Raw genomic sequence first — 23161 nt, forward strand, 5'->3', positions numbered from 1 at the left:
ACATACGTTCCAATCCGACATCCAGTTAGGAGAGATGAAATGGCTACCGTAGCTGTCAGTGATGATACCTTTGACGCCGAAGTGCGTCAGTCCAACATTCCAGTTGTCGTCGATTTCTGGGCAGAATGGTGTGGCCCTTGCCGCATGATCGGCCCAGCTTTGGAAGAACTGTCCGAAGAATTGGAAGGCAAAGTAAAGATCGTCAAAGTCAACGTTGACGAAAACCCGAATTCGCCAGCTCAGCTGGGCGTGCGCGGTATTCCAGCATTGTTCGTATTCAAAGACGGCGAAGTCGTCGCGAACAAAGCAGGCGCAGCACCCAAAGCCGCGCTGCAAGCGTGGATCCAAGACAGCATCTAATTGCTGACTTACCTCCTTTTCAAAGGCCCGATCGTTCCAAACGGTCGGGCTTTTGTCATTTTGGGCAAGCGGTAGGGTTGTTCCCCCATTGGCCCGCATCCATATAGGTCCAAAGAACAGGAGGCATCTATGGCAGATAACGAATTCCCCGGTTGGCACGGCACCACCATAATCGGCGTCCGCAAAGGCGGAGAGGTCGTGATCGCCGGCGACGGTCAGGTCAGCCTAGGCCAAACCGTGATCAAAGGCACCGCCCGCAAGGTGCGCCGCCTGTCCCCGGGTGGGCGCGATGTGGTCTGCGGATTTGCTGGATCAACCGCTGATGCCTTTACCCTGCTGGAACGTCTGGAAAAGAAACTAGAGGCCACCCCCGGCCAACTGATGCGCGCTAGTATCGAACTGGCCAAAGATTGGCGCACCGACAAATACCTGCAAAAGCTAGAGGCGATGCTGATCGTCACCGATGGCACCGACCTGTTTGTTATCACAGGGGCAGGGGACGTTCTGGAACCCGAACACGACGTGACCGCAATTGGGTCGGGCGGCAATTTCGCGCTGGCTGCGGCCCGCGGCATGATGGACAGCGACTATGACGCCGAAACCATTGCCCGCCGCGCCATGGCGATCGCCGCTGACATTTGCGTTTACACAAACGGCAAGCTGACGGTCGAAAAGATCGCAGGCTAAGAGGATAGAATGACTGATCTTACCCCCCGCGAAATCGTATCCGAACTGGATCGTTTCATCATCGGCCAATCTGACGCGAAACGCGCTGTGGCTGTTGCCCTGCGTAACCGTTGGCGCCGCAAACAGCTGGGCGCGGACCTGCGCGATGAAGTGTACCCCAAAAACATCCTGATGATCGGACCAACCGGCGTTGGTAAAACCGAAATCAGCCGCCGTCTGGCCAAACTGGCCCGCGCACCGTTCATCAAGGTCGAAGCGACAAAATTCACCGAAGTCGGCTATGTCGGCCGTGACGTTGAACAGATCATCCGCGATCTGGTGGATGTCGCGATCATGCAGACCCGCGAATTCATGCGCGAAGATGTCAAAGCCAACGCGCAAGCCGCCGCCGAAGACCGCGTGATCGAAGCCATCGCAGGCGTCGATGCCCGCGAAGGCACGCGCGAAGCGTTCCGCAAAAAGCTGCGTTCGGGTGAATTGGACGGCCATATGATCGAACTAGAGGTTCAGGACACGTCGAACCCGATGGGTGGTTTTGAAATCCCCGGACAGCCGCAAATGGGCGGTATGATGAACCTTGGCGATCTGTTCGGCAAAGCGTTCCAGCGCACCGTGAAAAAGAAAGTCACCGTCGCAGAAAGCTATGACATTCTGATCGGCGAAGAGGCCGACAAACTGCTGGATGATGAAACCGTCAAACGCACCGCGATTGAATCGGTCGAACAGGCGGGCATCGTTTTCTTGGACGAAATCGACAAAGTTTGCGCACGTGCCGATGCGCGCGGCGCCGACGTCAGCCGCGAAGGCGTGCAGCGCGACCTGCTGCCCCTAATCGAAGGCACGACCGTGTCCACGAAACATGGCCCTGTGAAAACCGACCACATCCTGTTTATCGCATCGGGTGCGTTCCACGTGGCGAAACCATCGGACTTGCTGCCCGAATTGCAGGGCCGTCTACCGATCCGTGTCGAATTGAAAGACCTGACCGAAGCCGATTTCGTCCGCATCCTGACCGAAACCGATAACGCGCTGACTCTGCAATATTCGGCGCTAATGGGCACCGAAGAGGTCACCGTTGAATTCACCGATGACGGCATCGCCGCATTGGCCCGCATCGCGGCAGAGGTCAACAAATCGGTCGAAAACATCGGCGCACGCCGTCTATACACCGTGATCGAACGCGTGTTCGAAGAACTATCGTTCACCGCGCCAGACCGCAGCGGCGACACGATCACCGTGAATGCAGATTTCGTTGAACAGAATATCGGCGAATTGTCCCGCTCTGCAGATCTAAGCCGTTACGTGCTTTAACCGCGTCTGCGCAGATAAACGTAATATGCCCCGTGCCCGCCGTGTTTCAGGTGGGCAGGGGTCACCTGCATCACCACATGGTTCAGCGGCGGCAGGCGCATCCATTGTGGGACCTGATGGCGCAAAACACCCATCCGCGTTGGGATCGGGCCACCGTCATCACGATCTTTGCCTTTGCCCGTAATCACCAAAACCAAACGATGCCCGATGTCGTGTGCTGTCAGCAGAAATGCGATCAGTTCCGAATGCGCCTCGGCCACGGTCATGCCGTGCAGGTCGATCCTAGAATCGGGTTTTAGTTTCCCGCCCGTCATCTTTTTATGGGTCTTGTGATCCATAATCAGCGGGGCCTTGCGCAATCCATCAGCAATAGACGGCGCGATATCATGGGGGCGTTTTACCGACGATTTCGCACCAACGCGAAAATTCGGGATCGATGGCTGCACCAAAGCAGCAGGCGCCGTTTTGGGCGCGGGCAGGGGTTCTGGGTCTGGTTCTGACACCTTATCCGAATGCATCCGTTCTGTCGTTTTCGCCACCAGTTCCCACAAGGCTTTTTCTTCGGGCGATAAATGGCGACGACGACGCGGCATTACAGAACCTCTGGCACCAGCGAAAACGCGGTCTGGATCGGCATCAAAACGACCATGCGGCCGGTATCTTTAATCTCGCCTGCGGTGCGGCCAGCCTCTGCACCCGTGCCGATGAAAATATCCGCGCGCTGCGCGCCTTTGATGGCTGAACCGGTGTCCTGCGCAATCATCAGGCGGTGCATGTTTTCTGCGCCGCGACGTTCGATCCAGACAGGCGCCCCCAGCGGCGTGAATGCGGGATCAATAGCAATCGAACGACCTGCGGTTATCGATCGATTCATTGCGCCTAATGGGCCTTTGTCAGCGGGGACTTCGTTCACTGTGCGGAAAAAGACGTAGCTGTCATTGGTCCACAACAGTTCGCGCCCCTGTTCGGGGTTATTACGCACCCAGTTGCGGATGACCGCGGCGCTGACCTGATGTTCGGAATAAATGCCGCGGCGGATCAATTCCTGACCGATGGAGGAATAGGGATGACGGTTATTCCCCGCATAACCCACGCGGATCACTTCGCCATTGGTCAAACGCACACGGCCCGACCCCTGAACCTGTAGAAAAAACCGATCAACGGGATCAGACAGCCACGCGATTTCCAACCCTTGGCCCGACAGTGCGCCCTGTTCGATTTCACGGCGCGTCAACCAAGGACCCGTACGTGGCAGGGCAGATGGCAAACGATACAGCGGATAGCGATAGGTTTCGGTGCGTGTCGGACTGCCAGCAAGTTCAGGTTCGAAGTAGCCAGTGAACAGCATTGGTACGCCGTCTTCGATCATCACAGGTTTGAAAAACAGTTCAAAAAAACCGCGTGCATCATCGGTTTCCAATGCCAAAGCGCACAGTTTTTCCCATTCGGGACCGCTGACATCACGGCAAGTTTCTTTGAATGCAGCAAAGGCCGCGGAATGATCATCCTCGGCCCAGCCATCCAGATCGGCAAAATCCAGTAACGTGTATTTCGTTTCCGCCATCGCAGCCCCGCAGATCAGGGATAATCCTAGGGTCAGCGCACGGCCAAACCCACCAATCATTCGCCCGTTGCCACAAGCGTCCAGTTCGGATCATCCGTGCCCATAGTCCGCGCAAAGGTCCAAACATCACGCTGACGTTTTACAGTCGTTGGGCCACCTTCGATGATATCGCCAGCTTTGTCGCGGACAGTATAATTGAATTCGCCCATGAAACGGATGGTAATTTCGGCTTCGCGGCTGGTGCTGTCGAATTCTGCATCTTGAACGGCTGTTTCAGACACACCGATAAACGATGCTTCGACCGTGATCCCGTCCTTTTCCCGCGCTTCGATACCCGATGCGAACGCGTCGTAGATATCTTTGGAAATGAATGGCTGTACCGAAGACAGGTTTCCAGTTTCATAGGCCATCAGGATCATTTCATATGCGCCTTTGGCACCGCCCAAAAATTCGCCCACGTTGAACGTTTGATCCACGCGTTTCATGTCGGCAAATGCAGCCGCGGCTGGGCTGTTTTCTGGGACATGATCCGTGATGTCGTGATCTGGACCGCCTTCGATCACCTCTAGGTTCGGGCGACGGCTTTGGGCTTCCTCTCGCTGGATCGGAGGTTTCTCAAACCCCTCACGCGTGCCCAGAACGCTGCGCAAACGCAGGATTAGGAAAATCGCGACCCCAGCAAGGACCAGCAGTTGGATTAGGGCACCGTTCATTCGTGAACCTCTTTCTTGCGACAGGCATTCAAAATTTATCCTACCGCACCTATGTAGGTTACAGGCCCGATCAAGTCCACTGTCGGCCAGAAAGGATATCTTATGTGGCTTTTGTTAGCTTTTGTCGCAGTTCCGATGATCGAAATCGCACTGTTCATCACTGTTGGGGGTGCAATCGGGTTGGGTTGGACGCTGCTGATCGTTCTGGCGACCGCGATGATCGGTGCAAATCTGGTGCGTAGCCAAGGCGCGCAAGAGATGAACAAACTCCGCCAAAGTTTTCAAACCATGCAGGATCCCAGCGAACCTTTGGCCGCTGGCGCCATGATCCTTTTTGCGGGCGCATTGCTGCTGACGCCGGGTTTTTTCACCGACACCGTTGGTTTCGCACTGTTGATCCCACAGGTCCGTGCGGCTGTGTTTAAATTTGCGAAATCGCGCGTCAAAGTGCAGTCGTTCAGCTACGGCCAGTCGCCGCAATCCCAGCATCCAACAAACGACGACGTGATCGATGGGGAATTCGAACATCTGGACGGGGATAAACGCCCAACGCATCCATCCGGCTGGACCCGCCATTAGCATTGAGGCCCGCGTTCAGGCCTGATAAACAAGGCCGAACCTTATTTTTGGAGAAGTCTGATGGCTGAAGAGCAGTCCCAAACCGCGGCCCAACCGGCCCAGATCAAAAACCGTATCGTCGCGCAATACATCCGCGACATGTCGTTCGAAAACATTCTGGCGCAAAAAGGCGTCAAAGGCGATCCAGCCCCAGAAATGTCGATCAAAGTTGCGCTGGATGCCCGCAAACGCACGGAAAACCAGTACGAAGTGATGACCAAACTGACCGTCACATCGAACACCAAAGAAGGCAAAGAGCCTTTGTTCCTGCTGGAAATCGACTACGCTGGTATTTTCCAGATCGAAGGCGTGCCAGAAAACCAGATGCACCCTTATCTGATGATCGAATGCCCGCGCCTGACATTCCCGTTCCTGCGCCGCGTTGTATCTGACGTAACCCGCGACGGTGGTTTCCCACCAGTGAACCTGGACCAGATCGATTTCGCAACGATCTACCAGCAGGAAATCATGCGCCGCGTTCAGGCTCAAAAAGAAGCAGCAGAAACCCCTGCTAACTAAGCTTTTTCCACAAAGCGCCGTCGCCCAGTTTTTCAACGAATGCGTTGTGGGCGGCGGTTTCTTCTTCGGTGATCCGCGATGGCAGCGGCGTTGGCCGAGGGGTAGGGCGCCAATTTGTTTGGGCGCTAGACCCCGCCGAAGATGTCGATTGCGTCGATAGGGCAAAGTCAGGCTGACGGCCCCCGATCAATTCCAGATACACATCCGCCAGAATTTCAGAGTCGAGCAACGCACCGTGCAAGGTACGGTTCGAATTGTCGATGCCGAAACGGCGACACAGCGCATCCAAAGACGCAGGCGAGCCCGGGAATTTTTTACGCGCGATTGCCAGCGTATCCAGCGCCCGTTCGTTCGGAATTTGCGGTAATCCCATCCAGCGCAATTCAGCGTTCAGGAATTTCATATCGAACGTCGCGTTGTGGATCACCAGACGGCTGTCTGTGCCGATGAAATCCAGAAAGCTCTGACCGACCGCGGCAAATTTGGGTTTGTCCAGCAGGGTCACTTCGCCTTTTTCAGCGGGGCGAGGCGGTTCCAGAATATCGGGGCCAATCCCGTGCACACCAAAGGCTTCGGCGGGCATGGATCGTTCGGGGTTGATGTAAACGTGATATGTTTTGCCCGTGGGCATGTGGTTATACAGCTCTAGGCAACCGATTTCGACAATACGGTCGCCGCTTTCGGGTTCGAACCCTGTGGTTTCTGTATCCAGAACGATTTCACGCATGATTTGCCCCGTGTGTCAGATCGGAAATCAGGTGTCGCACATCTGCGGCTGTCCCGTCTAGGGTCAGCGTTTCGATCACGTAATCCGCGCGGGCGCGTTTTTCGGCATCCGGCATTTGACGCGATCGAATCATGTCGAACTGTTCAGGCGTCATTGTTCCACGTGACAGCACGCGTTCGGCCTGCACTTCAGCAGGGCAGGAAACAACAACAACCTTGTCCAGCCACGCATCCGCGCCCGTTTCAAATAACAGGGGGATATCAAACACGACCAGCTCAGCATCCGCATGGGCCGCGATAAAATCCGCGCGGTGATCAGCCACCAAAGGATGCACAATCTGTTCGATAGCGGTCAGGGCATCAGGATCAGATTGTATGATCTTTTTCAGCGCGTCGCGGCTAACGGCATTATCGACGATTGCATCAGGAAATAGGCTCTGAATAGGCTCAACTGCCGTTCCGCCGACGCCGTAAATTTCATGAACGGCGGCGTCAGCGTCCCACACAGGAATACCGGCATCACGGAACATCGACGCGGTTGTCGATTTTCCCATGCCGATCGATCCTGTGAGGCCCAGTTTGATCATCAGCCAGCCAGCATCAGTTGGCGCAGCTCTTCGGTCACTTCGGGGCGACGACCAAACCAGCGTTCAAAACCTGGAACTGCCTGATGCAGCAACATGCCCAACCCATCGACAGTACGGCATCCAGCCTTTTCTGCTTCGTTCAACAGATGCGTCCGCAGCGGCGTGTAAACGATGTCTGTCACCAACTGGTCCGCGCGGAGTTTATCCAGATTTACCTTGAACTCCGGACCGCCCTTCATCCCAAGGGACGTGGTGTTCACAATGGTATGCGCATCGGCAATTGCGTCGCCTGCGTTTACCCATTCAACAACGCGCACTTTGGCGCCGAAATCACTGCGCAGCGTTTCCGCATTCGCGCGCGTACGGTTCGTCAGGATAATTTCCGGAACGCCGCTATCCAGCAGCGCCACGATGATCGCGCGCGCGGCACCGCCGGCACCCATAACCAATGCTGGGCCTTCATCCGGTTTCCAGTCAGGTTCGCCCTGCCAGACGTTCGCGGTAAACCCGTAACCGTCTGTATTATCAGCGTAAATTTTGCCATCACGGAATGTCAGAGTATTCGCGGCCCCAATCATAGATGCGCGATCGGTAATCACGTCTGCGATTTCCAACGCAGTGATTTTATGCGGAATGGTCACGTTACATCCGACAAACCCCAGTTTGTGCATATTGCGGATCGCCTCGGCGAAATCCTCTTTCTCGATATGCATTGGAATGTAGTGGCCTTCGATCCCGTAGGTTTTCAGCCAGTGACCGTGCAGACGCGGTGATTTCGAATGCGAAATCGGGCAACCGACAACGCCTGCCAAAGGAATTTTATGTTCGCTCATGATTTCAAGTCCCCACGGATCGTCAGGTAATTCAGCAATTCCAACAAAGGCAGGCCAAGTACATTGAAATAGTCGCCTTCGATACGCGCCATTAGCCGCGATCCTTCTTCTTCTAATTTATATGCGCCAACCGCCCATTGGACGCTGTCCCAGTTCCGTTCCAGATAGTCATCTAGATAGTCATCCGAAAAATGACGCATTGTCAGGCGAACAACGCCGACATGACGCCAAATCGGTTCCATGTCCTTATACACAACCGCCGCAGAAAGCAGACGGTGCGTTTTGCCGCGCAGGGTTTTCAGCTGTTCGCGGGCGTCATCGATGCTGGACGGTTTGGAAAACATCTTTCCGTCCGCCTCTAGCACCTGATCGCAGCCCAAAACCATCGCGGATGGCAGTTTCATAGATACTTTGCGGGCTTTCGCTTCGGCTAATGCATCGGCAATATCGCGGGGCGACGTATCTTCGGCCAATAGGGCATCGCGAATTGCCTCTTCGTCCACGCGGGCGGGAACGGTTTCAAAAGGCACATTTGCATTGCGCAACAAAGTGGCGCGAATTTCGGATGTGGATGCTAGAATAATCGGATCAGACATGTGGATAACTGGCAGGAAAACTTCCGTATAATCTGAGGGCAGGTTGGGGGACTCTTAGAGGTTGACTCGCCAAGTCGCAATTTCCGATCAAACTATTCTCGATTCCAACACAGGTTTTCAGCATGGGGATGGGATAACTGCCACATGTGGACAGATCGGTGGGAATCGACACAGGACTCAGACCCGTTTCAGAGTCAATTTTCAGATGTCAAAAATAAAGTACTGAAATTTATGGTTTTTCTGAATCATTCCACAGAAAAATCAGCCTTGTGGACGGATGGGGAAAACTGGATAACATTGGGGAAAACTATGAATGACCCGGTTATCCACAGTACAACAACCAAATTCTTTTCTTTTAAATAATATATTTATTAGGGGGGAACCGAACCGAGACCTGACATGATCCAAGATTTCCTAAGCAGCGCATATTTCTGGACCAAGAGCCTTCATATCGTTTCGGTCATGTCTTGGATGGCAGGATTGTTCTATCTTCCACGTCTTTTCGTTTATCACGTCGAAGGTCTGAAAAAACGCGGGGTGGAACAGGGCAGTGAAATGGATCTGCTATTCCAACATCAGGAAAGATTGCTTTTACGGGCGATCATGAACCCAGCGATGATCGCGACCTGGATCTTTGGTTTGATGTTGGTCTTTACGCCAGGCGTTGTTGGCTGGGGAATGATCTGGCCCTACACCAAAGGCGCAAGCGTCATTGCGATGACGTGGTTTCATCATTGGCTGGGAAAACGGCGCAAGGATTTCATGGCAAACAACAATGCCCTAACTGGCCGCCAGTATCGCCTGATGAACGAAGTACCGACCGTTCTGATGCTGATCATCGTGTTTTCGGTCATTTTCAAATTCTAAATTTGACTCGTGCCCTGAGTCGCGCTTAATAGGGGCGCCTCTCCGTCCGGAGATGGACTCTGTCTAACATCATTACTGTTTGCCGGCGCGGCGCGTCGTGCGTGAAAGGGTTTGCAATGTCGCAAGACCGTCTGAACCTTGCCGATCTAAAGGCAAAAAGCCCCAAAGACCTTTTGGCTATGGCCGAAGAGTTGGAGATCGAAAACGCATCCACGATGCGCAAAGGCGATATGATGTTCGCCATTCTGCGCGAACGTGCGGACGAAGAATGGATTATCGGCGGTGACGGCGTTCTAGAGGTCATGCAGGACGGTTTCGGTTTCCTGCGTTCGCCAGAGGCCAACTATCTGCCGGGTCCTGATGATATCTACGTATCGCCCGACATGATCCGCCAGCACGCGCTGCGTACCGGTGACACCGTCGAAGGCGTGATCAAGGAACCACAAGACAACGAACGCTATTTCGCGCTGGTCACGGTTGAGAAAATCAACTTCGAAGAACCAGAGAAAGCCCGCCACAAGGTCGCGTTCGACAACCTGACGCCGCTGTACCCTGATGAGCGCCTGAAAATGGAGATCGAAGATCCAACCGTGAAGGATCGTTCGGCCCGTATCATCGATCTGGTATCCCCAATCGGTAAAGGCCAGCGTTCGCTGATCGTGGCTCCGCCCCGTACGGGTAAGACTGTTCTGCTGCAAAACATCGCGCACAGCATCGAAAAGAACCACCCAGAGTGCTATCTGATCGTTCTGCTGATCGATGAACGCCCAGAAGAGGTGACCGACATGCAGCGCAGCGTAAAAGGCGAGGTCGTGTCGTCCACCTTTGACGAACCCGCGTCGCGCCACGTTGCTGTTTCCGAAATGGTCATCGAAAAAGCCAAACGTCTGGTCGAACACAAACGCGACGTTGTGATCCTGTTGGATTCGATCACCCGTCTGGGCCGCGCATTCAACACAACCGTACCATCGTCGGGCAAGGTTCTGACAGGTGGTGTGGACGCAAACGCGCTGCAACGTCCGAAACGTTTCTTTGGTGCGGCTCGTAACATCGAAGAGGGCGGTTCGCTGACCATCATCGCGACCGCTCTGATCGATACAGGTTCGCGCATGGACGAAGTTATCTTTGAAGAATTCAAAGGTACGGGTAACTCTGAAATCGTTCTGGATCGTAAGGTTGCGGATAAACGCGTCTTCCCTGCGATGGACATCCTGAAATCCGGCACCCGCAAAGAGGACCTGTTGGTGGACAAGATCGATCTGCAGAAAACCTATGTTCTGCGCCGCATCCTGAACCCAATGGGCACAACGGACGCGATCGAATTCCTGATTTCCAAGCTGAAACAGACCAAATCGAACAGCGAATTCTTCGATTCGATGAACAGCTAAGCCGCGGAGGCTTTCATGGACACGATTTATGCCTTGGCCACCGCGCCGGGCAAAGCTGGTGTTTCTGTTGTGCGCGTCTCAGGCCCTTCGGCCTTTGGCGCGTGCAAGCTTTTGTGCGGGTCGGTTCCGAAAGGCCGCGGATTGCGTCATGTCCGTGACCGCGCAGGCGAATTGATCGACGAGGCGCTAATCCTGACGTTCGATCAGGGGCGCAGCTTTACCGGCGAAGAAGTCGTAGAATTCCAACTGCATGGATCGCCCGCGATTACAGCTGCCGTTTTGGCCGAACTTTCACAGATTCAGGGTCTAAGACTGGCCGAAGCGGGCGAATTTACCCGCCGTGCGTTGGAAAATGGACGTTTGGATTTAGCCCAAGTCGAAGGTTTGGCCGACCTGATCGACGCCGAAACCGAAGCGCAGCGCAAACAAGCCCTGCGCGTGTTTCAAGGTGCCTTGGGCGATAAAGTCATTAAATGGCGCGAGGACCTAATCCGCGCGGCTGCTTTGATCGAAGCCACCATTGATTTCGCCGACGAAGATGTTCCCGTTGATGTCACGCCCGAGGTGTCGGACCTATTGGCTGGCGTCCAAACCGAAATGATGGCCGAGGCAGAGGGCGTTCGGATCGCTGAACGGGTCCGCGAAGGGTTCGAAGTCGCAATTGTTGGCGCGCCGAATGTTGGAAAATCCACGCTGCTGAACCGTTTGGCTGGTCGTGATGCTGCAATTACGTCCGATATCGCAGGAACAACCCGCGACGTGATCGAGGTTCGTATGGATCTGGGCGGTTTGCCTGTTACCGTTCTGGATACCGCCGGTATTCGCGAAACCGACGACGTTGTCGAAGGTTTGGGGATCGAATTGGCCCGCAAACGCGCAGAGGCCGCCGATATAGTGATCTATATGTTGGAGATTGGTGAAGAGCCAACTCAGCAATTTGGGTCGGATACCATTATTGTGCGGTCCAAAGTAGACCAGCCACAAGACGGCGTTTTTGGCGTATCAGGGAAAACAGGGGCAGGGATCGACAAACTGATCGCCCATATTGAAACCGACCTACGCAACAAAAGCGCGCGCGTTGGCGTTGCGATGCGCGAACGCCATCGGATTGCATTGCTCCAAGGCTGTGATGCGCTGAATACTGCTATCGGGATGATGGACTCCGGCATTGGAATGTCGGACATTATCGCCGAAGAGATTCGAACCGCAGTGCGGGCGACAGAATCGTTGACGGGTCGCGTCGACGTCGAAGATTTGTTGGATGTTATCTTCTCCAGCTTTTGCATCGGAAAATAGGAGTGTTTCACGTGAAACATTTGGACTTTGATGTTGTTGTAATTGGCTCGGGCCATGCTGGTTGCGATGCGGCTGCCGCATCTGCACGTATGGGCGCACGCACGGCATTGGTAACCTTGTCGATGGAATCCATCGGCGTCATGTCCTGTAATCCTGCTATTGGTGGACTGGGCAAAGGCCATCTGGTTCGCGAAGTCGATGCATTGGATGGGGTTATGGGGTTGGCTGCCGATTATGCAGGTATCCAATTCCGTCTGCTGAACCGCAAAAAGGGTCCCGCCGTGCAGGGCCCACGGGCTCAGGCGGATCGTGCGCGTTATAAGTCCGCGATGCAAAAACTGATCACCGATCAGCAGAACCTAGATATTGTGATTGGTGAAGCAACTGACCTCATCATGGATGGTGACCGCGTTGCTGGCGTCGTGCTGGATGACGGATCGCAAATCAAATGCGGTGCGGTTGTTCTGACGACCGGTACGTTCCTGCGCGGCATCATTCATATCGGCGACGTGCAGAAACCAGGCGGCCGGATGGGGGATAAGCCTTCGGTTAAATTGGCCGAACGCATGGACAGCTTTGGTCTGCGGATGGGGCGTTTGAAAACGGGCACGCCGCCACGTTTGGATGGACGCACGATTAAATGGGATATTCTGGACGAACAGCCGGGTGACGATGATCCCGTCCTATTCTCATTCATGAATAAATCGGTCGTAGCACCGCAGATTTCGTGCGGGATCACGCATACCAACGAAAAAACCCATGACATTATCCGCGATAACCTGTCGCGGTCGGCGATGTATGGGGGGCATATCGACGGCGTCGGGCCACGTTATTGCCCATCGATCGAAGATAAAGTCGTGCGTTTCGCGGATAAAACATCGCATCAGGTGTTTTTGGAACCCGAAGGCATCGATGATCCGACCGTCTATCCAAACGGTATTTCGACATCGCTGCCTGTCGATGTACAGGATGCCTATGTTCGATCCATGAAAGGTTTGGAGGATGTTAAAATCCTGCAACCTGGTTATGCGATTGAGTACGATTATGTTGATCCGCGGTCCCTGCTGCCGACCCTGCAGTTGCGGGACGTGCCAGGCCTATTTCTTGCCGGACAGATTAATGGCACCACCGGTTACGAAGAAGCCGCAGCGCAAGGCGTTGTTGCTGGTCTAAACGCTGCGCGGTTGGTTCAGGGTGGGGATAACATCATTTTCAGCCGAATGAACAGCTACATCGGCGTCATGGTAGACGATTTGATCACGCGCGGCGTTTCAGAACCGTATCGGATGTTTACGTCACGTGCTGAATTCCGTCTTGCGCTGCGGGCCGACAATGCTGACCAGCGCCTGACAGAACTGGGACGCAACGTTGGTAGTGTGGGTGATGATCGTTGGGCCGTCTATTCCGATAAGAAAGATGCGATCCAATCGGCGGTTCAAACGCTGTCCGAGGCTACTTTTACCTCTCGGGAAATTGCAGCGACAGGCGCGAAATTGAACGCAGATGGGCCGACACGGTCGGCAATGGATGCGCTATCGTTGGCGGAATTTACCGATGAACAGCTGTTGGCGCTATATCCCGATGCGCAGTCAATTGATCCTGACATTCGCGCTCAGGTCAAATGTGATGCGTTGTACGCGCACTATATCACGCGACAACAGAAAGATATCGAAAGCCTGAAACGAGACGAGGCTGTCGTTATCCCAACCGACTTTAGTTACGAAGGCATCTCGGGTTTGTCGAACGAGCTTCGGTTAAAACTTCAGGCCGCGCGACCAGCGACCATTGGTCAGGCATCGCGGATCGAAGGCATGACGCCAGCCGCTTTGGTGTTGCTGTTGGCGCAAATCCGGAAATTGGAAAAGGCTAAGATCGCATGATTGAGAGATTGGATGTTTCACGTGAAACATTGGACAAGTTAAAACACTTTGAATCTCTGGTCATCAAATGGACGTCAAAGATTAACCTGATTGCAAAAGGCACGGTCAATGACGTTTGGGATCGCCACATCCTGGATTCGGTCCAAATTTGGGAATCCGCCCCGCAAAACTGGACCCATTGGGTCGATATCGGTAGCGGCGGTGGATTTCCGGCTATCCCAATTGCCTGTATTGCATCAGAGCGCACGCCCGATGGCCGATTTACATTAATCGAAAGCGACCAACGAAAAGGCGCATTCTTGCGAACCGCGGCGCGCGAACTGGGTTTGAACGTCAAAGTCATTAGCGATCGTATTGAAAAGGCTGACCCACAAAATGCAGATATCCTTAGCGCGCGGGCATTGGCGTCGTTAACGGATCTGCTGGGGTATGCTGAACGCCATTTGTCACCTGACGGGATTTGCCTATTCCAAAAGGGAAAAAACGCAGATCGCGAAATTTCCGAGGCAAAAGCAGATTGGGTATTTGATTACAATTCCACGCCGAGTATCACCGACACAGAAGCCAGCCTAATTTCAATCAAAGGATTCAAACGTGTCTGACCTAAGCCGTACGACAGCCCCGAAAATCATTGCGATTGCGAACCAAAAGGGCGGCGTAGGTAAAACGACCACAGCCATCAACCTGTCGGCTGCTTTGGCTGATCTGGGTAAAAAAATCCTACTGGTGGATTTGGACCCGCAGGGAAATGCGTCGACGGGTTTGGGGATCGAACCAGAAAATCGTGACGTGACAACCTATGATCTGCTGGTTGGTGACGAAACGCTATTTGATGCAATTTACGAAACGCAGGTTGAAAACCTTGTTGTGATCCCTGCGACGACGGACCTTAGCTCTGCTGATATCGAGCTGATCGCGAATGAAAAGCGCAGCTTTCTTTTGCATGACGCGCTGCGCCAGCCGGCCATCGATGCCTTTGCTTTGGATTATATCATCATTGATTGCCCACCGTCGCTGAACCTGTTGACGATCAACGCCATGGTTGCCGCCGATTCCGTCATTGTTCCTTTGCAGTCCGAATTCTACGCCTTGGAAGGCTTATCCCAGTTAATGTTAACGGTCCGCGAAGTGCGCCAGACAGCCAATCCAAAACTGGCGATCGAAGGCGTTGTTTTGACGATGTATGACCGTCGAAATAACCTGTCGCAGCAGGTCGAAGACGACGCACGAGAAAATTTGCGGGATCTTGTGTTCAATACGGTTATTCCGCGTAACGTTCGCCTTAGCGAAGCCCCGTCTTATGCGATGACCATTTTGGAATATGATCCAAATTCGCGGGGCAGTCAGGCATATCGGGAACTAGCAACCGAGCTTTTGGCGCGGTCGGGTAAATAAGGGAGATTACAGATGGCAGATAAACCAAATCGAAACCGCGGATTGGGCCGTGGACTGTCGGCCCTTATGTCGGATGTGACAGCGCCGGTTCAAACCGCTGAGGCGGGCGAAGCGATCGCGCCTGATTTGACCGTCGCGATTGAACGTGTCGAACCAAACCCAGACCAGCCGCGCCGTTATTTCAGTGACGAAGCGTTGCAGGAACTGGCATCGTCGATCAAAGAAAAAGGGATTATTCAGCCCCTGATCGTCCGCAAATCGCCACGCGACGAAAACAAATTCGAAATCGTTGCCGGTGAACGTCGCTGGCGTGCGTCGCAGATCGCGAAACTGCATCAGGTTCCTGTCATCCTGCGTGAATTTACCGACACTGAGGTGTTGGAAGTCGCGATTATCGAAAACATTCAGCGCGCTGACCTGAACGCAATTGACGAAGCGGCAGGTTACAAACAGCTGATGAACCGTTTTGGACATACGCAAGATCAGCTAAGCCAAGCCTTGGGCAAAAGTCGTAGCCACATCGCGAACTTGCTGCGTTTGTTGAACCTACCTGACGACGTCCAAACATTCATTATCGAAGGCAAGCTGAGTGCGGGTCATGCCCGTACACTGGTCGGTAACGATCAGGCGTCTGACATTGCGCGCAAAATTATCACGCAGGGCTTATCGGTTCGTGACGCAGAAAAACTGGCAAAAGCTGATCCACAAAAACAGAAAGCTGCGCAGAACAACCGCGTGCGCTCTGCCGCGAAAGACCCTGATACTGTTCAAATTGAACAAGAGCTGTCGGCTGGTCTGAAAATGAAGGTGTCGATTGATCACCTTGCCGGTACAGAAGGCGGCAAGGTGACAATCAGTTATGAATCGCTGGACCAATTGGATGATCTGATGCGGATTCTGTCTGCGTCCTAATCAGATAGCAGATCTCGTAGTACTGCGTTTAGAATTGGCCGTCCTTGTGGAGTCACACAAAGGCGGCCATTTTCTTTGGTAACCACCCCATCATCTTGTAGCCGCTGAATGGCCGGATCAAACCGTTCGCCAGACAGATCAGTCATACGGCACAGGTCGACGCCTTCGGTCAGACGCATTCCCATCAGCAGGAATTCGGTGACTTCGTCTTCGCGGGACAGTGGTTCACGCGGCAGTTCGCCGTGTCCGTTATTTTCCACCGATTGCAGCCACAGTTGTGGGGCTTTGGGACATTCGGTGGCGTAACGCGTCCCGCTAAATGACAGCCGTCCATGCGCACCGGGACCGATCCCGACGTAATCGCCATAGCGCCAGTAGATTTGATTGTGCTGGCTTTCAGCATCGGGTTTTGCGTGGTTCGATACTTCGTACGCGGGGAAACCCATCTGACCGCAGATATCCTGCGTTAGATCGTACATGTCGGCGGCGGTATCGTCATCGGGCAGGCCGCGCAGTTTGCCGATGGCATAGCGATCACCAAAGGCTGTGCCATCCTCGATCGTTAGCTGGTACAATGATAGGTGGTCGATCGCCATAGACAGAGCCTGTTTCAGCTCTGTTTCCCAATCTTTCAGTGTCTGTTCCTGCCGCGCATAGATCAGATCAAAGCTGACCCGTTCGAATTCAGATCGCGCAATGTCAAAGGCGGCGTAGGCTTCTTCAACGGAATGGAGCCGACCGAGTGCGCGCAGATCGCCGTTATTTAGGGCCTGAATCCCCATCGACACGCGGTTGACGCCCGCCTGTCGATATCCGCGGAAACGGCCTGCTTCGACAGATGTGGGGTTGGCCTCTAATGTGACTTCGGCGGAATTGGTCATGGGCCAGGTTGCACGGACTTTGTCCATGATCCGATGCACGGTTTCCGGTGCCATCATGCTGGGCGTGCCGCCGCCAAAGAAAACTGATTTCAGGATGCGGCCTTGGGTCTGTGCGCCGACGCGGTCCAGTTCGGCGACATATGCGTCCGCCCATCGGGATTGATCGATGGACGTAACGACGTGGCTGTTAAAATCGCAATAGGGGCATTTGGCCTGACAAAACGGCCAGTGAATATACAGGCCAAAGCCACCGTTCTGCCAATCCTCAGGCAAAGCAGCCCTGTACCAATTTAGCAAAGGCATCGGCGCGGTGGCTGATGCGGTTTTTGATTTCTGGGTCCATTTCACCAAAGGTGATGTCATAGCCCGCAGGTTGGAAAATTGGGTCGTAGCCGTGGCCTTGTTCGCCGCGCATTGGCCAGACGACTTCGCCTTCCATCACGCCGGGGAATACTTCGTCATGGCCATCAGGCCACGCTAGAACCAAGGTGCAGCAGAACCGCGCGGTACGCGGGTAGGGTGCGTTGGCCTCTTCCAGTTTTGCCCATGTTTTTTCCATGGCCATTTCGAAGTCACGACCGTTCGGGGTTTCAGCCCAGTCTGCGGTGTAAACGCCCGGCGCGCCATTTAGGCCGTCAATCTGGATGCCTGAATCATCTGCCAGCGCAGGTAGGCCCGTTGCCTTGGCAGCGAAGTGCGCTTTGATCCGTGCGTTGCCGACAAAGGTGTTTTCAGTCTCTTCCGGTTCATCCAGATTATGATCCGCCGCGGACGTTAAAGAGACACCAAACGGCGCCAGTAGAGCCTGAAACTCTACCAGCTTGCCGTTGTTGTGGGTCGCGATGACCAGTTCTTTGCCTTCGAAACGACGGGTCATTTCACGGCCTCTAGCTGTGCTTTCATCAATTCTGCGTTTCCTTTTTCCGCAAGGTCCATCAGCTGGGACATCTGTTCGCGGGTAAAGGTAGAGCCTTCAGCGCTCATTTGTACTTCGATCAGGCGGCTACCTGTCATGACAAAGTTGCCGTCAACGCCCGCTTCGGAATCTTCGGGGTAGTCCAGATCCAGAACAGGTTGGCCCGCATAGATACCGCAGGACACGGCTGCCACGGGATCGACCAGCGGATCGGAAATGACATCGCCCGCTTTCATGAGTTTCTGAACCGCCAGTTTCAGCGCAACCCAACCGCCCGTGATCGATGCGCAGCGGGTGCCGCCATCGGCCTGCAGAACGTCACAGTCGATGGTGATCTGGCGTTCGCCCAACGCGACGCGGTCGACGCCTGCGCGCAGCGAACGACCAATCAGGCGTTGGATTTCGACCGTACGGCCACCCTGTTTGCCCATGGCGGATTCGCGGCGCATGCGCGAACCGGTCGAACGGGGCAGCATGCCGTATTCGGCAGTGACCCAGCCCAGGCCTGACCCTTTGATAAATGGCGGCACGCGTGGTTCCAGCGATGCGGTACACAGAACATGCGTGTCACCGATTTTGATCAGGCACGACCCTTCGGCGTGTTTGGTGACGTTGGTTTCGATCGAAATCGGGCGTAGTTCGTCGTTTTGACGGCCGGATGGGCGCATTGTGATCTCCTAAATTGTTGGGATTTGGATACGCCGTGCTTACATGAAAACCAACCCCGATTGACGCCGCACGCGTCAGGGTTTTAATTGTGTCGCCTGCATGGGAACCGATTATGCCTGACAAAGCACTACTAAGCGAAATGAACGACCGCTCCCGCGAGGTGTTTCGCCTTGTGGTCGAGGGGTATTTGAACACGGGCGCGCCTGTGGGATCACGGACGCTGACCCGTGACATGACCGAAAAGGTCAGCGCGGCGACCGTGCGCAACGTGATGCAGGATCTGGAATACATGGGCCTGCTGGGCAGCCCCCATGTGTCGGCGGGACGCATTCCGACCCAATCGGGCCTGCGGATGTTTGTGGATGGCCTGCTAGAGGTCAACATGAACGGCGAAGACCGCGATCAGATCGACAAAACATTCGGCGAATCCCGCGATGACGTGAATACTTTGTTGGACCGTGTGGGGTCGGCGCTGTCTGGCGTGACACGTGGCGCATCGCTGGTTCTAACCCCGAAACACGAAGCCCCCATTAAACACATCGAATTCGTGTCTTTGTCGGCGGATAAGGCTCTGGTCGTTTTGGTCTTTGCCGACGGGCAGGTAGAGAACCGTCTGTTTTCACCGCCCGCGGGTCAAACGCCCAGTTCCATGCGCGAGGCCGCGAATTTCGTGAATGCCTTTGCCCAAGGCCGCACGTTGTCGGAACTGTCGACCGTGATGCAGCGCGAAATCGATGCCCGCCGAAACGAGATTGACCAACTGGCGGCTGAACTGGTCGCCAGCGGCATCGCCGTTTGGGAAAACAAAGGCGAATCCACCGAACGTTTGATCGTGCGTGGACGCGGCAACCTGCTGACCGAATCCGAAAATGCTGAAGATCTGGATCGCATCCGCGTGCTGTTTGACGACCTTGAACGCAAACGCGACATCGCCGAATTTCTGGACCTGACCGAAGATGGCGACGGCGTGCGCATTTTTATTGGGTCAGAGAACAAGCTTTTTTCACTTTCGGGTTCCTCTTTGGTGGTTTCTCCTTATATGAACGCCGACCGAAAGATTATTGGCGCCGTTGGCGTCATCGGTCCGACGCGTCTGAATTACGGGCGCATCGTTCCGATCGTAGATTATACAGCGCAACTGGTTGGGCGCGTCCTGTCCGGCCAGAGTTGAGGGAAAGAAAATGAGCGACGAACCAAAAAGCCTGGACGAACTGGCAGCAGAGGCTGACGAATTCGACACCGAAGATGGCGTAGCGCCAGAGGTCGAAGTAGACGGTGATGTCATTGCCGCGCTGACCGCAGAGCGTGATGAATTCAAAGACCGTTTCATGCGTGCCGTGGCTGATGCCGAAAACATGCGCAAACGTGCGGAACGCGACCGCCGCGAAGCTGAAAACTATGGTGGTTCGAAACTGGCGCGCGACCTGCTGCCTGTTTACGACAACATGCAGCGCGCGATTGATGCCATTTCCGAAGACCAACGCGAAGCTCAAGCCGCGTTGATCGAAGGCATCGAACTGACCATGCGCGAATTGACCAACGTGTTTGAAAAGCACGGCATCACTACGATCTCGCCAGAGGTGGGTGATCGTTTCGATCCGAAAATGCACGAAGCGATGTTCGAAGCTCCGCTTCCTGGCACCAAAGCCGGCGACATCATTCAGGTTTCGGCACATGGTTTCATGTTGCACGACCGTCTGCTGCGCGCGGCGCAGGTCGGCGTGTCGTCGATGCAGGGCTAATTCGCCCCAACATCGTCACTGTTTTAGGGCTGGTCCGATATTATCGGGCCAGCTCTTTTAGTTCGTACAGTAGGGCCAGCGCCTCTTTGGGGGATAGGTCATCGGGGAACACATCGTTCAGGCGGGTTTCGACCTTGGATGGTTCGGCGGCTTTGGCGGGCGCGGGCGCTGGGGCGACGGACGCGAACAGCGGCAGATCATCGATCAGCGCCTTTTGTGCTGTCCCGCCTTCCCGTTCGCCTTTTTCCAGCGCTTCCAACACGACCTTGGCGCGATCAACCACAGCGGCGGGCAGGCCAGCCAGTCGCGCGACCTGAACGCCATAGGAACGATCAGCGGTGCCGCGTTTGACCTCGTGCAGGAAAATGACGTCGCCTTCCCATTCTTTGACAGACACGGTGGCGTTATCGACGCCGCCCAGTTTGTCGGCCAATTGGCACATTTCGTGGTAGTGCGTGGCAAACAACGCGCGGCAACGGTTCACATCGTGCAAATGTTCCAACGTGGCCCACGCAATCGACAGACCGTCATAGGTCGCCGTGCCGCGTCCGATTTCATCTAGGATGACCAAAGCGCGGTCATCCGCCTGATTCAGGATCGCAGCGGTTTCGACCATTTCGACCATGAATGTCGAACGGCCTCGTGCCAGATCATCAGATGCACCAACGCGGCTGAAAATCTGACTGACCAGACCGATCCGCGCCGCGCGGGCAGGGACCCAAGCGCCCATTTGCGCCAGAACAGCGATCAGGGCGTTCTGGCGTAAGAACGTCGATTTACCCGCCATGTTCGGACCTGTCAGCAGCCAGATGTTGCTGTCGGTCAGCGCGCAATCATTCGCGACGAACGGTTCGCCCGACTTTTTCAGGGATTGTTCCACGACAGGGTGACGTCCGCCTGAAATGTCGAAGGCACGCGAATTGTCGACCGTTGGGCAGACCCAATTTTCCGCAATAGCCAGATGCGCCAACCCTGCGGCGACATCAAATTCTGCCAGTGCGCGGGCCAGAACGCCGATCGGTCCCGCATTTTGCACGATGGTGCGGCGCAAGCTATCGAACAGCTGTTTTTCGATTTCCAACGCACGGCCGCCCGCGTTCAGGATTTTCGTCTCTATCTCGCTAAGCTTTACGGTCGTGAATCGGATCTGGTTCGCGGTTGTCTGGCGGTGGATAAAGGTTTCGTTCAGCGGCGGCGCCATCATCTTTTCTGCGTGGGTCGCAGTGGTTTCGATGAAATAGCCCAGCACGTTGTTGTGTTTGATTTTCAGGGACTGAACACCCGCCAGTTCCGCATATTCGGCCTGCATCGCGGCGATCACGCTGCGGCCTTCGTCGCGCAGGGTGCGGCATTCGTCCAATTCGCCGTCATAGCCGGGGGCGATAAACCCGCCGTCACGGGCCAATAGGGGCGGTTCGGCGACCAAAGCATGATCCAAAAGGTCCAGCAATTCGTCATGACCGATCAACGCGCGGGTGCTGTCAGACAGGAACGGGGGCAAATCGCTAGGCAAAAGCGTAGCAATCTGTTCGGCCTGCACCAGCGTGTTGCGGATCGCGGTCATATCGCGGGGGCCCGCACGATCCAGCGCAAGGCGCGACAGGGCGCGGTCGATGTCATGAACGCCGCGCAAGGTGTCACGCATATCATCGCGCAAACGGCTGTTTTCGGCAAAATAGGATACGGCCTCTTGTCGCGCCAAAATCGTGTCTAACAAACGCGAAGGCGACGCCAGACGGCGTTCCAGCAAACGGGCACCCGCAGCGGTCACAGTCTGGTCGATCGTCGCGAGCAATGATCCCGCGCGTCCGCCGCCCATCGCATGGGTCAGTTCCAGCGATTTACGCGTGGCCGCGTCGATCTGCATGTTGGCGGCTTCGCCTTCGATCACGGGGGGACGCAGAAGGGGCAGGTTGCCCTTTTGCGTGATCTCTAGATATTCGACGACAGCGGCCATGGCCGACACTTGGGCGCGCGTGAATGACCCGAACGCGTCCAGCGACGACACGTTGTACAAATCGCACAGACGTTTTTCGCCCAAAGTGCTGTCGAAAGCCGATTTGCCCAATTCAGTGACCGCCGCGCCGCCATCTTCAACCGTGTTGCGGTATGGGCTTTCGTCGATCAGCAGGACCTCTTTGGGGGTGAGGCGCGCCAGTTCGGGGGCCATGCGGATCACGGCGCAGGGCATCACATGGAATGCGCCTGTGGAAATATCGACCCACGCCAGTGCGGATTCGTCACGCACTTCGGCAAAGGCGGCTAGGAAATTGTGGCGGCGGGCGTCTAGCAGGCTGTCTTCGGTCAGGGTGCCGGGGGTGACCAGACGCACGACATCGCGTTTGACGACCGCTTTGTAGCCGCGCTTTTTCGCTTCGGCGGGGCTCTCCATCTGTTCGCAGACCGCGACGCGAAACCCTTTGCGGATCAGGGTCAGCAGGTACCCTTCGGCGGCATGAACGGGAACGCCGCACATGGGGATGTCTTGGTCATCGTGTTTGCCGCGTTTGGTCAGCGCGATATCCAAAGCCTCGGCCGCGGCCACAGCATCGTCAAAGAACATCTCGTAGAAATCGCCCATGCGATAAAACAGCATCGCGTCTGGGTGTGCTGCCTTGATTTCGAGATATTGCGCCATCATCGGCGTGACGTTTGCCATTTGGTCCCCCATTTTCGGTCCAGACATTCCTAACCAGCCAAT

The 23161-nt window shown here is 55.1% G+C and carries 25 protein-coding genes; 14 read left to right on the forward strand and 11 right to left on the reverse strand.

Annotated features, from left to right (window positions below):
- The first annotated feature begins 39 nt into the window (after nt 1-39).
- From trxA to hslU, 3 genes are all read left to right on the forward strand, one after another.
- Nucleotides 40-360 (forward strand): thioredoxin, encoded by a 321-nt coding sequence (gene trxA, locus ACXAGA_RS05085; RefSeq protein WP_475116439.1) that lies wholly within the window; start codon nt 40-42, stop codon nt 358-360.
- A gap of 129 nt (nt 361-489) precedes the next feature.
- Nucleotides 490-1047 (forward strand): ATP-dependent protease subunit HslV, encoded by a 558-nt coding sequence (hslV, locus tag ACXAGA_RS05090; RefSeq protein ID WP_475116440.1) that lies wholly within the window; start codon nt 490-492, stop codon nt 1045-1047.
- 9 nt (nt 1048-1056) lie between these two features.
- A complete protein-coding gene (hslU, locus tag ACXAGA_RS05095; protein ID WP_475116441.1) occupies nt 1057-2358 on the forward strand; it encodes an ATP-dependent protease ATPase subunit HslU in 1302 nt (433 codons plus the stop codon).
- Here the strand turns inward: hslU and ACXAGA_RS05100 are convergent.
- The 3 genes from ACXAGA_RS05100 to ACXAGA_RS05110 are packed head-to-tail and all read right to left on the reverse strand — an operon-like array spanning nt 2355 to nt 4635.
- Nucleotides 2355-2951, reverse strand: a complete 597-nt coding sequence (locus tag ACXAGA_RS05100; protein WP_475116442.1) for a Smr/MutS family protein — start codon at nt 2949-2951, stop codon at nt 2355-2357. The genes hslU and ACXAGA_RS05100 overlap by 4 nt on opposite strands.
- The gene (gene mltA / locus ACXAGA_RS05105) at nt 2951-3982 is read right to left on the reverse strand and encodes a murein transglycosylase A (protein ID WP_475116443.1); all 1032 of its coding nucleotides are present in this window, start codon (nt 3980-3982) and stop codon (nt 2951-2953) included. The genes ACXAGA_RS05100 and mltA overlap by 1 nt, the downstream gene beginning before the upstream one ends.
- Nucleotides 3979-4635, reverse strand: a complete 657-nt coding sequence (locus tag ACXAGA_RS05110) for a Tim44/TimA family putative adaptor protein (protein ID WP_475116444.1) — start codon at nt 4633-4635, stop codon at nt 3979-3981. The genes mltA and ACXAGA_RS05110 overlap by 4 nt, the downstream gene beginning before the upstream one ends.
- A gap of 102 nt (nt 4636-4737) precedes the next feature.
- Here ACXAGA_RS05110 and ACXAGA_RS05115 point away from each other — a divergent pair, with 102 nt between their 5' ends.
- Complete coding sequence (locus ACXAGA_RS05115) at nt 4738-5214, forward strand: FxsA family protein (protein ID WP_475116445.1); 477 nt, start codon at nt 4738-4740, stop codon at nt 5212-5214.
- 60 nt (nt 5215-5274) lie between these two features.
- Nucleotides 5275-5772, forward strand: coding sequence for a protein-export chaperone SecB (secB, locus tag ACXAGA_RS05120; RefSeq protein WP_475116446.1), 498 nt, complete (start codon nt 5275-5277; stop codon nt 5770-5772).
- Here the strand turns inward: secB and dnaQ are convergent.
- Genes dnaQ through ACXAGA_RS05140 form a run of 4 tightly spaced genes read right to left on the reverse strand, consistent with a single transcriptional unit; the run spans nt 5765 to nt 8514 of the window.
- A complete protein-coding gene (dnaQ, locus tag ACXAGA_RS05125) occupies nt 5765-6499 on the reverse strand; it encodes a DNA polymerase III subunit epsilon (protein ID WP_475116447.1) in 735 nt (244 codons plus the stop codon). The genes secB and dnaQ overlap by 8 nt on opposite strands.
- A complete protein-coding gene (coaE, locus tag ACXAGA_RS05130; RefSeq protein WP_475116448.1) occupies nt 6492-7085 on the reverse strand; it encodes a dephospho-CoA kinase in 594 nt (197 codons plus the stop codon). Before coaE ends, dnaQ begins: the two co-directional genes overlap by 8 nt.
- Nucleotides 7085-7918 carry a shikimate dehydrogenase gene (locus ACXAGA_RS05135; protein ID WP_475116449.1) on the reverse strand — a complete coding sequence of 278 codons (834 nt, stop codon included), beginning with the start codon at nt 7916-7918 and terminating at the stop codon, nt 7085-7087. The genes coaE and ACXAGA_RS05135 overlap by 1 nt, the downstream gene beginning before the upstream one ends.
- Nucleotides 7915-8514, reverse strand: coding sequence for a Maf family protein (locus ACXAGA_RS05140; protein WP_475116450.1), 600 nt, complete (start codon nt 8512-8514; stop codon nt 7915-7917). Before ACXAGA_RS05140 ends, ACXAGA_RS05135 begins: the two co-directional genes overlap by 4 nt.
- A 399-nt stretch (nt 8515-8913) precedes the next feature.
- Here ACXAGA_RS05140 and ACXAGA_RS05145 point away from each other — a divergent pair, with 399 nt between their 5' ends.
- From ACXAGA_RS05145 to ACXAGA_RS05175, 7 genes are all read left to right on the forward strand, one after another.
- Nucleotides 8914-9381 carry a CopD family protein gene (locus tag ACXAGA_RS05145; protein ID WP_475116451.1) on the forward strand — a complete coding sequence of 156 codons (468 nt, stop codon included), beginning with the start codon at nt 8914-8916 and terminating at the stop codon, nt 9379-9381.
- 116 nt (nt 9382-9497) lie between these two features.
- Nucleotides 9498-10769: a transcription termination factor Rho gene (gene rho, locus ACXAGA_RS05150; protein WP_475116452.1), complete on the forward strand. Its 1272-nt coding sequence runs from the start codon at nt 9498-9500 to the stop codon at nt 10767-10769.
- Between the two features lie 15 nt (nt 10770-10784).
- Nucleotides 10785-12065: a tRNA uridine-5-carboxymethylaminomethyl(34) synthesis GTPase MnmE gene (gene mnmE / locus ACXAGA_RS05155; protein ID WP_475116453.1), complete on the forward strand. Its 1281-nt coding sequence runs from the start codon at nt 10785-10787 to the stop codon at nt 12063-12065.
- 11 nt (nt 12066-12076) lie between these two features.
- Entirely contained in the window at nt 12077-13945 is a 1869-nt protein-coding gene (gene mnmG, locus ACXAGA_RS05160) for a tRNA uridine-5-carboxymethylaminomethyl(34) synthesis enzyme MnmG (RefSeq protein ID WP_475116454.1), read from the forward strand.
- Nucleotides 13942-14547: a 16S rRNA (guanine(527)-N(7))-methyltransferase RsmG gene (rsmG, locus tag ACXAGA_RS05165; protein WP_475116455.1), complete on the forward strand. Its 606-nt coding sequence runs from the start codon at nt 13942-13944 to the stop codon at nt 14545-14547. Before mnmG ends, rsmG begins: the two co-directional genes overlap by 4 nt.
- Nucleotides 14540-15340, forward strand: coding sequence for a ParA family protein (locus tag ACXAGA_RS05170; protein WP_475116456.1), 801 nt, complete (start codon nt 14540-14542; stop codon nt 15338-15340). The genes rsmG and ACXAGA_RS05170 overlap by 8 nt, the downstream gene beginning before the upstream one ends.
- Before the next feature lie 12 nt (nt 15341-15352).
- Nucleotides 15353-16252: a ParB/RepB/Spo0J family partition protein gene (locus ACXAGA_RS05175; protein WP_475116457.1), complete on the forward strand. Its 900-nt coding sequence runs from the start codon at nt 15353-15355 to the stop codon at nt 16250-16252.
- Here the strand turns inward: ACXAGA_RS05175 and hemW are convergent.
- From hemW to rph, 3 genes are read right to left on the reverse strand one after another with little or no spacing between them, the layout of a single operon-like run.
- The gene (gene hemW, locus ACXAGA_RS05180; protein WP_475116458.1) at nt 16249-17406 is read right to left on the reverse strand and encodes a radical SAM family heme chaperone HemW; all 1158 of its coding nucleotides are present in this window, start codon (nt 17404-17406) and stop codon (nt 16249-16251) included. The two genes, ACXAGA_RS05175 and hemW, sit on opposite strands and share 4 nt — an antisense overlap.
- Entirely contained in the window at nt 17399-18010 is a 612-nt protein-coding gene (gene rdgB, locus ACXAGA_RS05185) for an RdgB/HAM1 family non-canonical purine NTP pyrophosphatase (protein ID WP_475116459.1), read from the reverse strand. Before rdgB ends, hemW begins: the two co-directional genes overlap by 8 nt.
- The gene (rph, locus tag ACXAGA_RS05190; RefSeq protein ID WP_475116460.1) at nt 18007-18717 is read right to left on the reverse strand and encodes a ribonuclease PH; all 711 of its coding nucleotides are present in this window, start codon (nt 18715-18717) and stop codon (nt 18007-18009) included. The genes rdgB and rph overlap by 4 nt, the downstream gene beginning before the upstream one ends.
- A gap of 113 nt (nt 18718-18830) precedes the next feature.
- On the opposite strand from rph, the gene hrcA reads away from it, so the two are divergent.
- A complete protein-coding gene (gene hrcA / locus ACXAGA_RS05195) occupies nt 18831-19889 on the forward strand; it encodes a heat-inducible transcriptional repressor HrcA (RefSeq protein ID WP_475116461.1) in 1059 nt (352 codons plus the stop codon).
- Between the two features lie 10 nt (nt 19890-19899).
- Nucleotides 19900-20460 carry a nucleotide exchange factor GrpE gene (locus ACXAGA_RS05200; RefSeq protein ID WP_475116462.1) on the forward strand — a complete coding sequence of 187 codons (561 nt, stop codon included), beginning with the start codon at nt 19900-19902 and terminating at the stop codon, nt 20458-20460.
- A 40-nt stretch (nt 20461-20500) separates the two neighbouring features.
- Here the strand turns inward: ACXAGA_RS05200 and mutS are convergent, their stop codons facing one another.
- The gene (gene mutS, locus ACXAGA_RS05205; RefSeq protein WP_475116463.1) at nt 20501-23119 is read right to left on the reverse strand and encodes a DNA mismatch repair protein MutS; all 2619 of its coding nucleotides are present in this window, start codon (nt 23117-23119) and stop codon (nt 20501-20503) included.
- Between the last annotated feature and the right edge of the window lie 42 nt (nt 23120-23161).

Source organism: Marivivens sp. ABH4_498, assembly GCF_056160585.1.

Excerpts from the sequence above, each read along its gene's own strand:
- rph (WP_475116460.1), bottom strand. The coding sequence starts at position 18,717 with ATGCGCCCATCCGGCCGTCAAAACGACGAACTACGCCCGATTTCGATC.
- ACXAGA_RS05140 (WP_475116450.1), bottom strand. The coding sequence starts at position 8,514 with ATGTCTGATCCGATTATTCTAGCATCCACATCCGAAATTCGCGCCACT.
- secB (WP_475116446.1), top strand. The coding sequence starts at position 5,275 with ATGGCTGAAGAGCAGTCCCAAACCGCGGCCCAACCGGCCCAGATCAAA.
- rho (WP_475116452.1), top strand. The coding sequence starts at position 9,498 with ATGTCGCAAGACCGTCTGAACCTTGCCGATCTAAAGGCAAAAAGCCCC.
- hslV (WP_475116440.1), top strand. The coding sequence starts at position 490 with ATGGCAGATAACGAATTCCCCGGTTGGCACGGCACCACCATAATCGGC.
- rsmG (WP_475116455.1), top strand. The coding sequence starts at position 13,942 with ATGATTGAGAGATTGGATGTTTCACGTGAAACATTGGACAAGTTAAAA.
- ACXAGA_RS05110 (WP_475116444.1), bottom strand. The coding sequence starts at position 4,635 with ATGAACGGTGCCCTAATCCAACTGCTGGTCCTTGCTGGGGTCGCGATT.
- hrcA (WP_475116461.1), top strand. The coding sequence starts at position 18,831 with ATGCCTGACAAAGCACTACTAAGCGAAATGAACGACCGCTCCCGCGAG.
- dnaQ (WP_475116447.1), bottom strand. The coding sequence starts at position 6,499 with ATGCGTGAAATCGTTCTGGATACAGAAACCACAGGGTTCGAACCCGAA.
- ACXAGA_RS05145 (WP_475116451.1), top strand. The coding sequence starts at position 8,914 with ATGATCCAAGATTTCCTAAGCAGCGCATATTTCTGGACCAAGAGCCTT.
- mnmE (WP_475116453.1), top strand. The coding sequence starts at position 10,785 with ATGGACACGATTTATGCCTTGGCCACCGCGCCGGGCAAAGCTGGTGTT.
- ACXAGA_RS05100 (WP_475116442.1), bottom strand. The coding sequence starts at position 2,951 with ATGCCGCGTCGTCGTCGCCATTTATCGCCCGAAGAAAAAGCCTTGTGG.
- ACXAGA_RS05200 (WP_475116462.1), top strand. The coding sequence starts at position 19,900 with ATGAGCGACGAACCAAAAAGCCTGGACGAACTGGCAGCAGAGGCTGAC.
- rdgB (WP_475116459.1), bottom strand. The coding sequence starts at position 18,010 with ATGACCCGTCGTTTCGAAGGCAAAGAACTGGTCATCGCGACCCACAAC.
- ACXAGA_RS05175 (WP_475116457.1), top strand. The coding sequence starts at position 15,353 with ATGGCAGATAAACCAAATCGAAACCGCGGATTGGGCCGTGGACTGTCG.
- ACXAGA_RS05115 (WP_475116445.1), top strand. The coding sequence starts at position 4,738 with ATGTGGCTTTTGTTAGCTTTTGTCGCAGTTCCGATGATCGAAATCGCA.
- mltA (WP_475116443.1), bottom strand. The coding sequence starts at position 3,982 with ATGATTGGTGGGTTTGGCCGTGCGCTGACCCTAGGATTATCCCTGATC.
- mutS (WP_475116463.1), bottom strand. The coding sequence starts at position 23,119 with ATGGCAAACGTCACGCCGATGATGGCGCAATATCTCGAAATCAAGGCA.
- ACXAGA_RS05135 (WP_475116449.1), bottom strand. The coding sequence starts at position 7,918 with ATGAGCGAACATAAAATTCCTTTGGCAGGCGTTGTCGGTTGCCCGATT.
- hslU (WP_475116441.1), top strand. The coding sequence starts at position 1,057 with ATGACTGATCTTACCCCCCGCGAAATCGTATCCGAACTGGATCGTTTC.
- coaE (WP_475116448.1), bottom strand. The coding sequence starts at position 7,085 with ATGATCAAACTGGGCCTCACAGGATCGATCGGCATGGGAAAATCGACA.
- trxA (WP_475116439.1), top strand. The coding sequence starts at position 40 with ATGGCTACCGTAGCTGTCAGTGATGATACCTTTGACGCCGAAGTGCGT.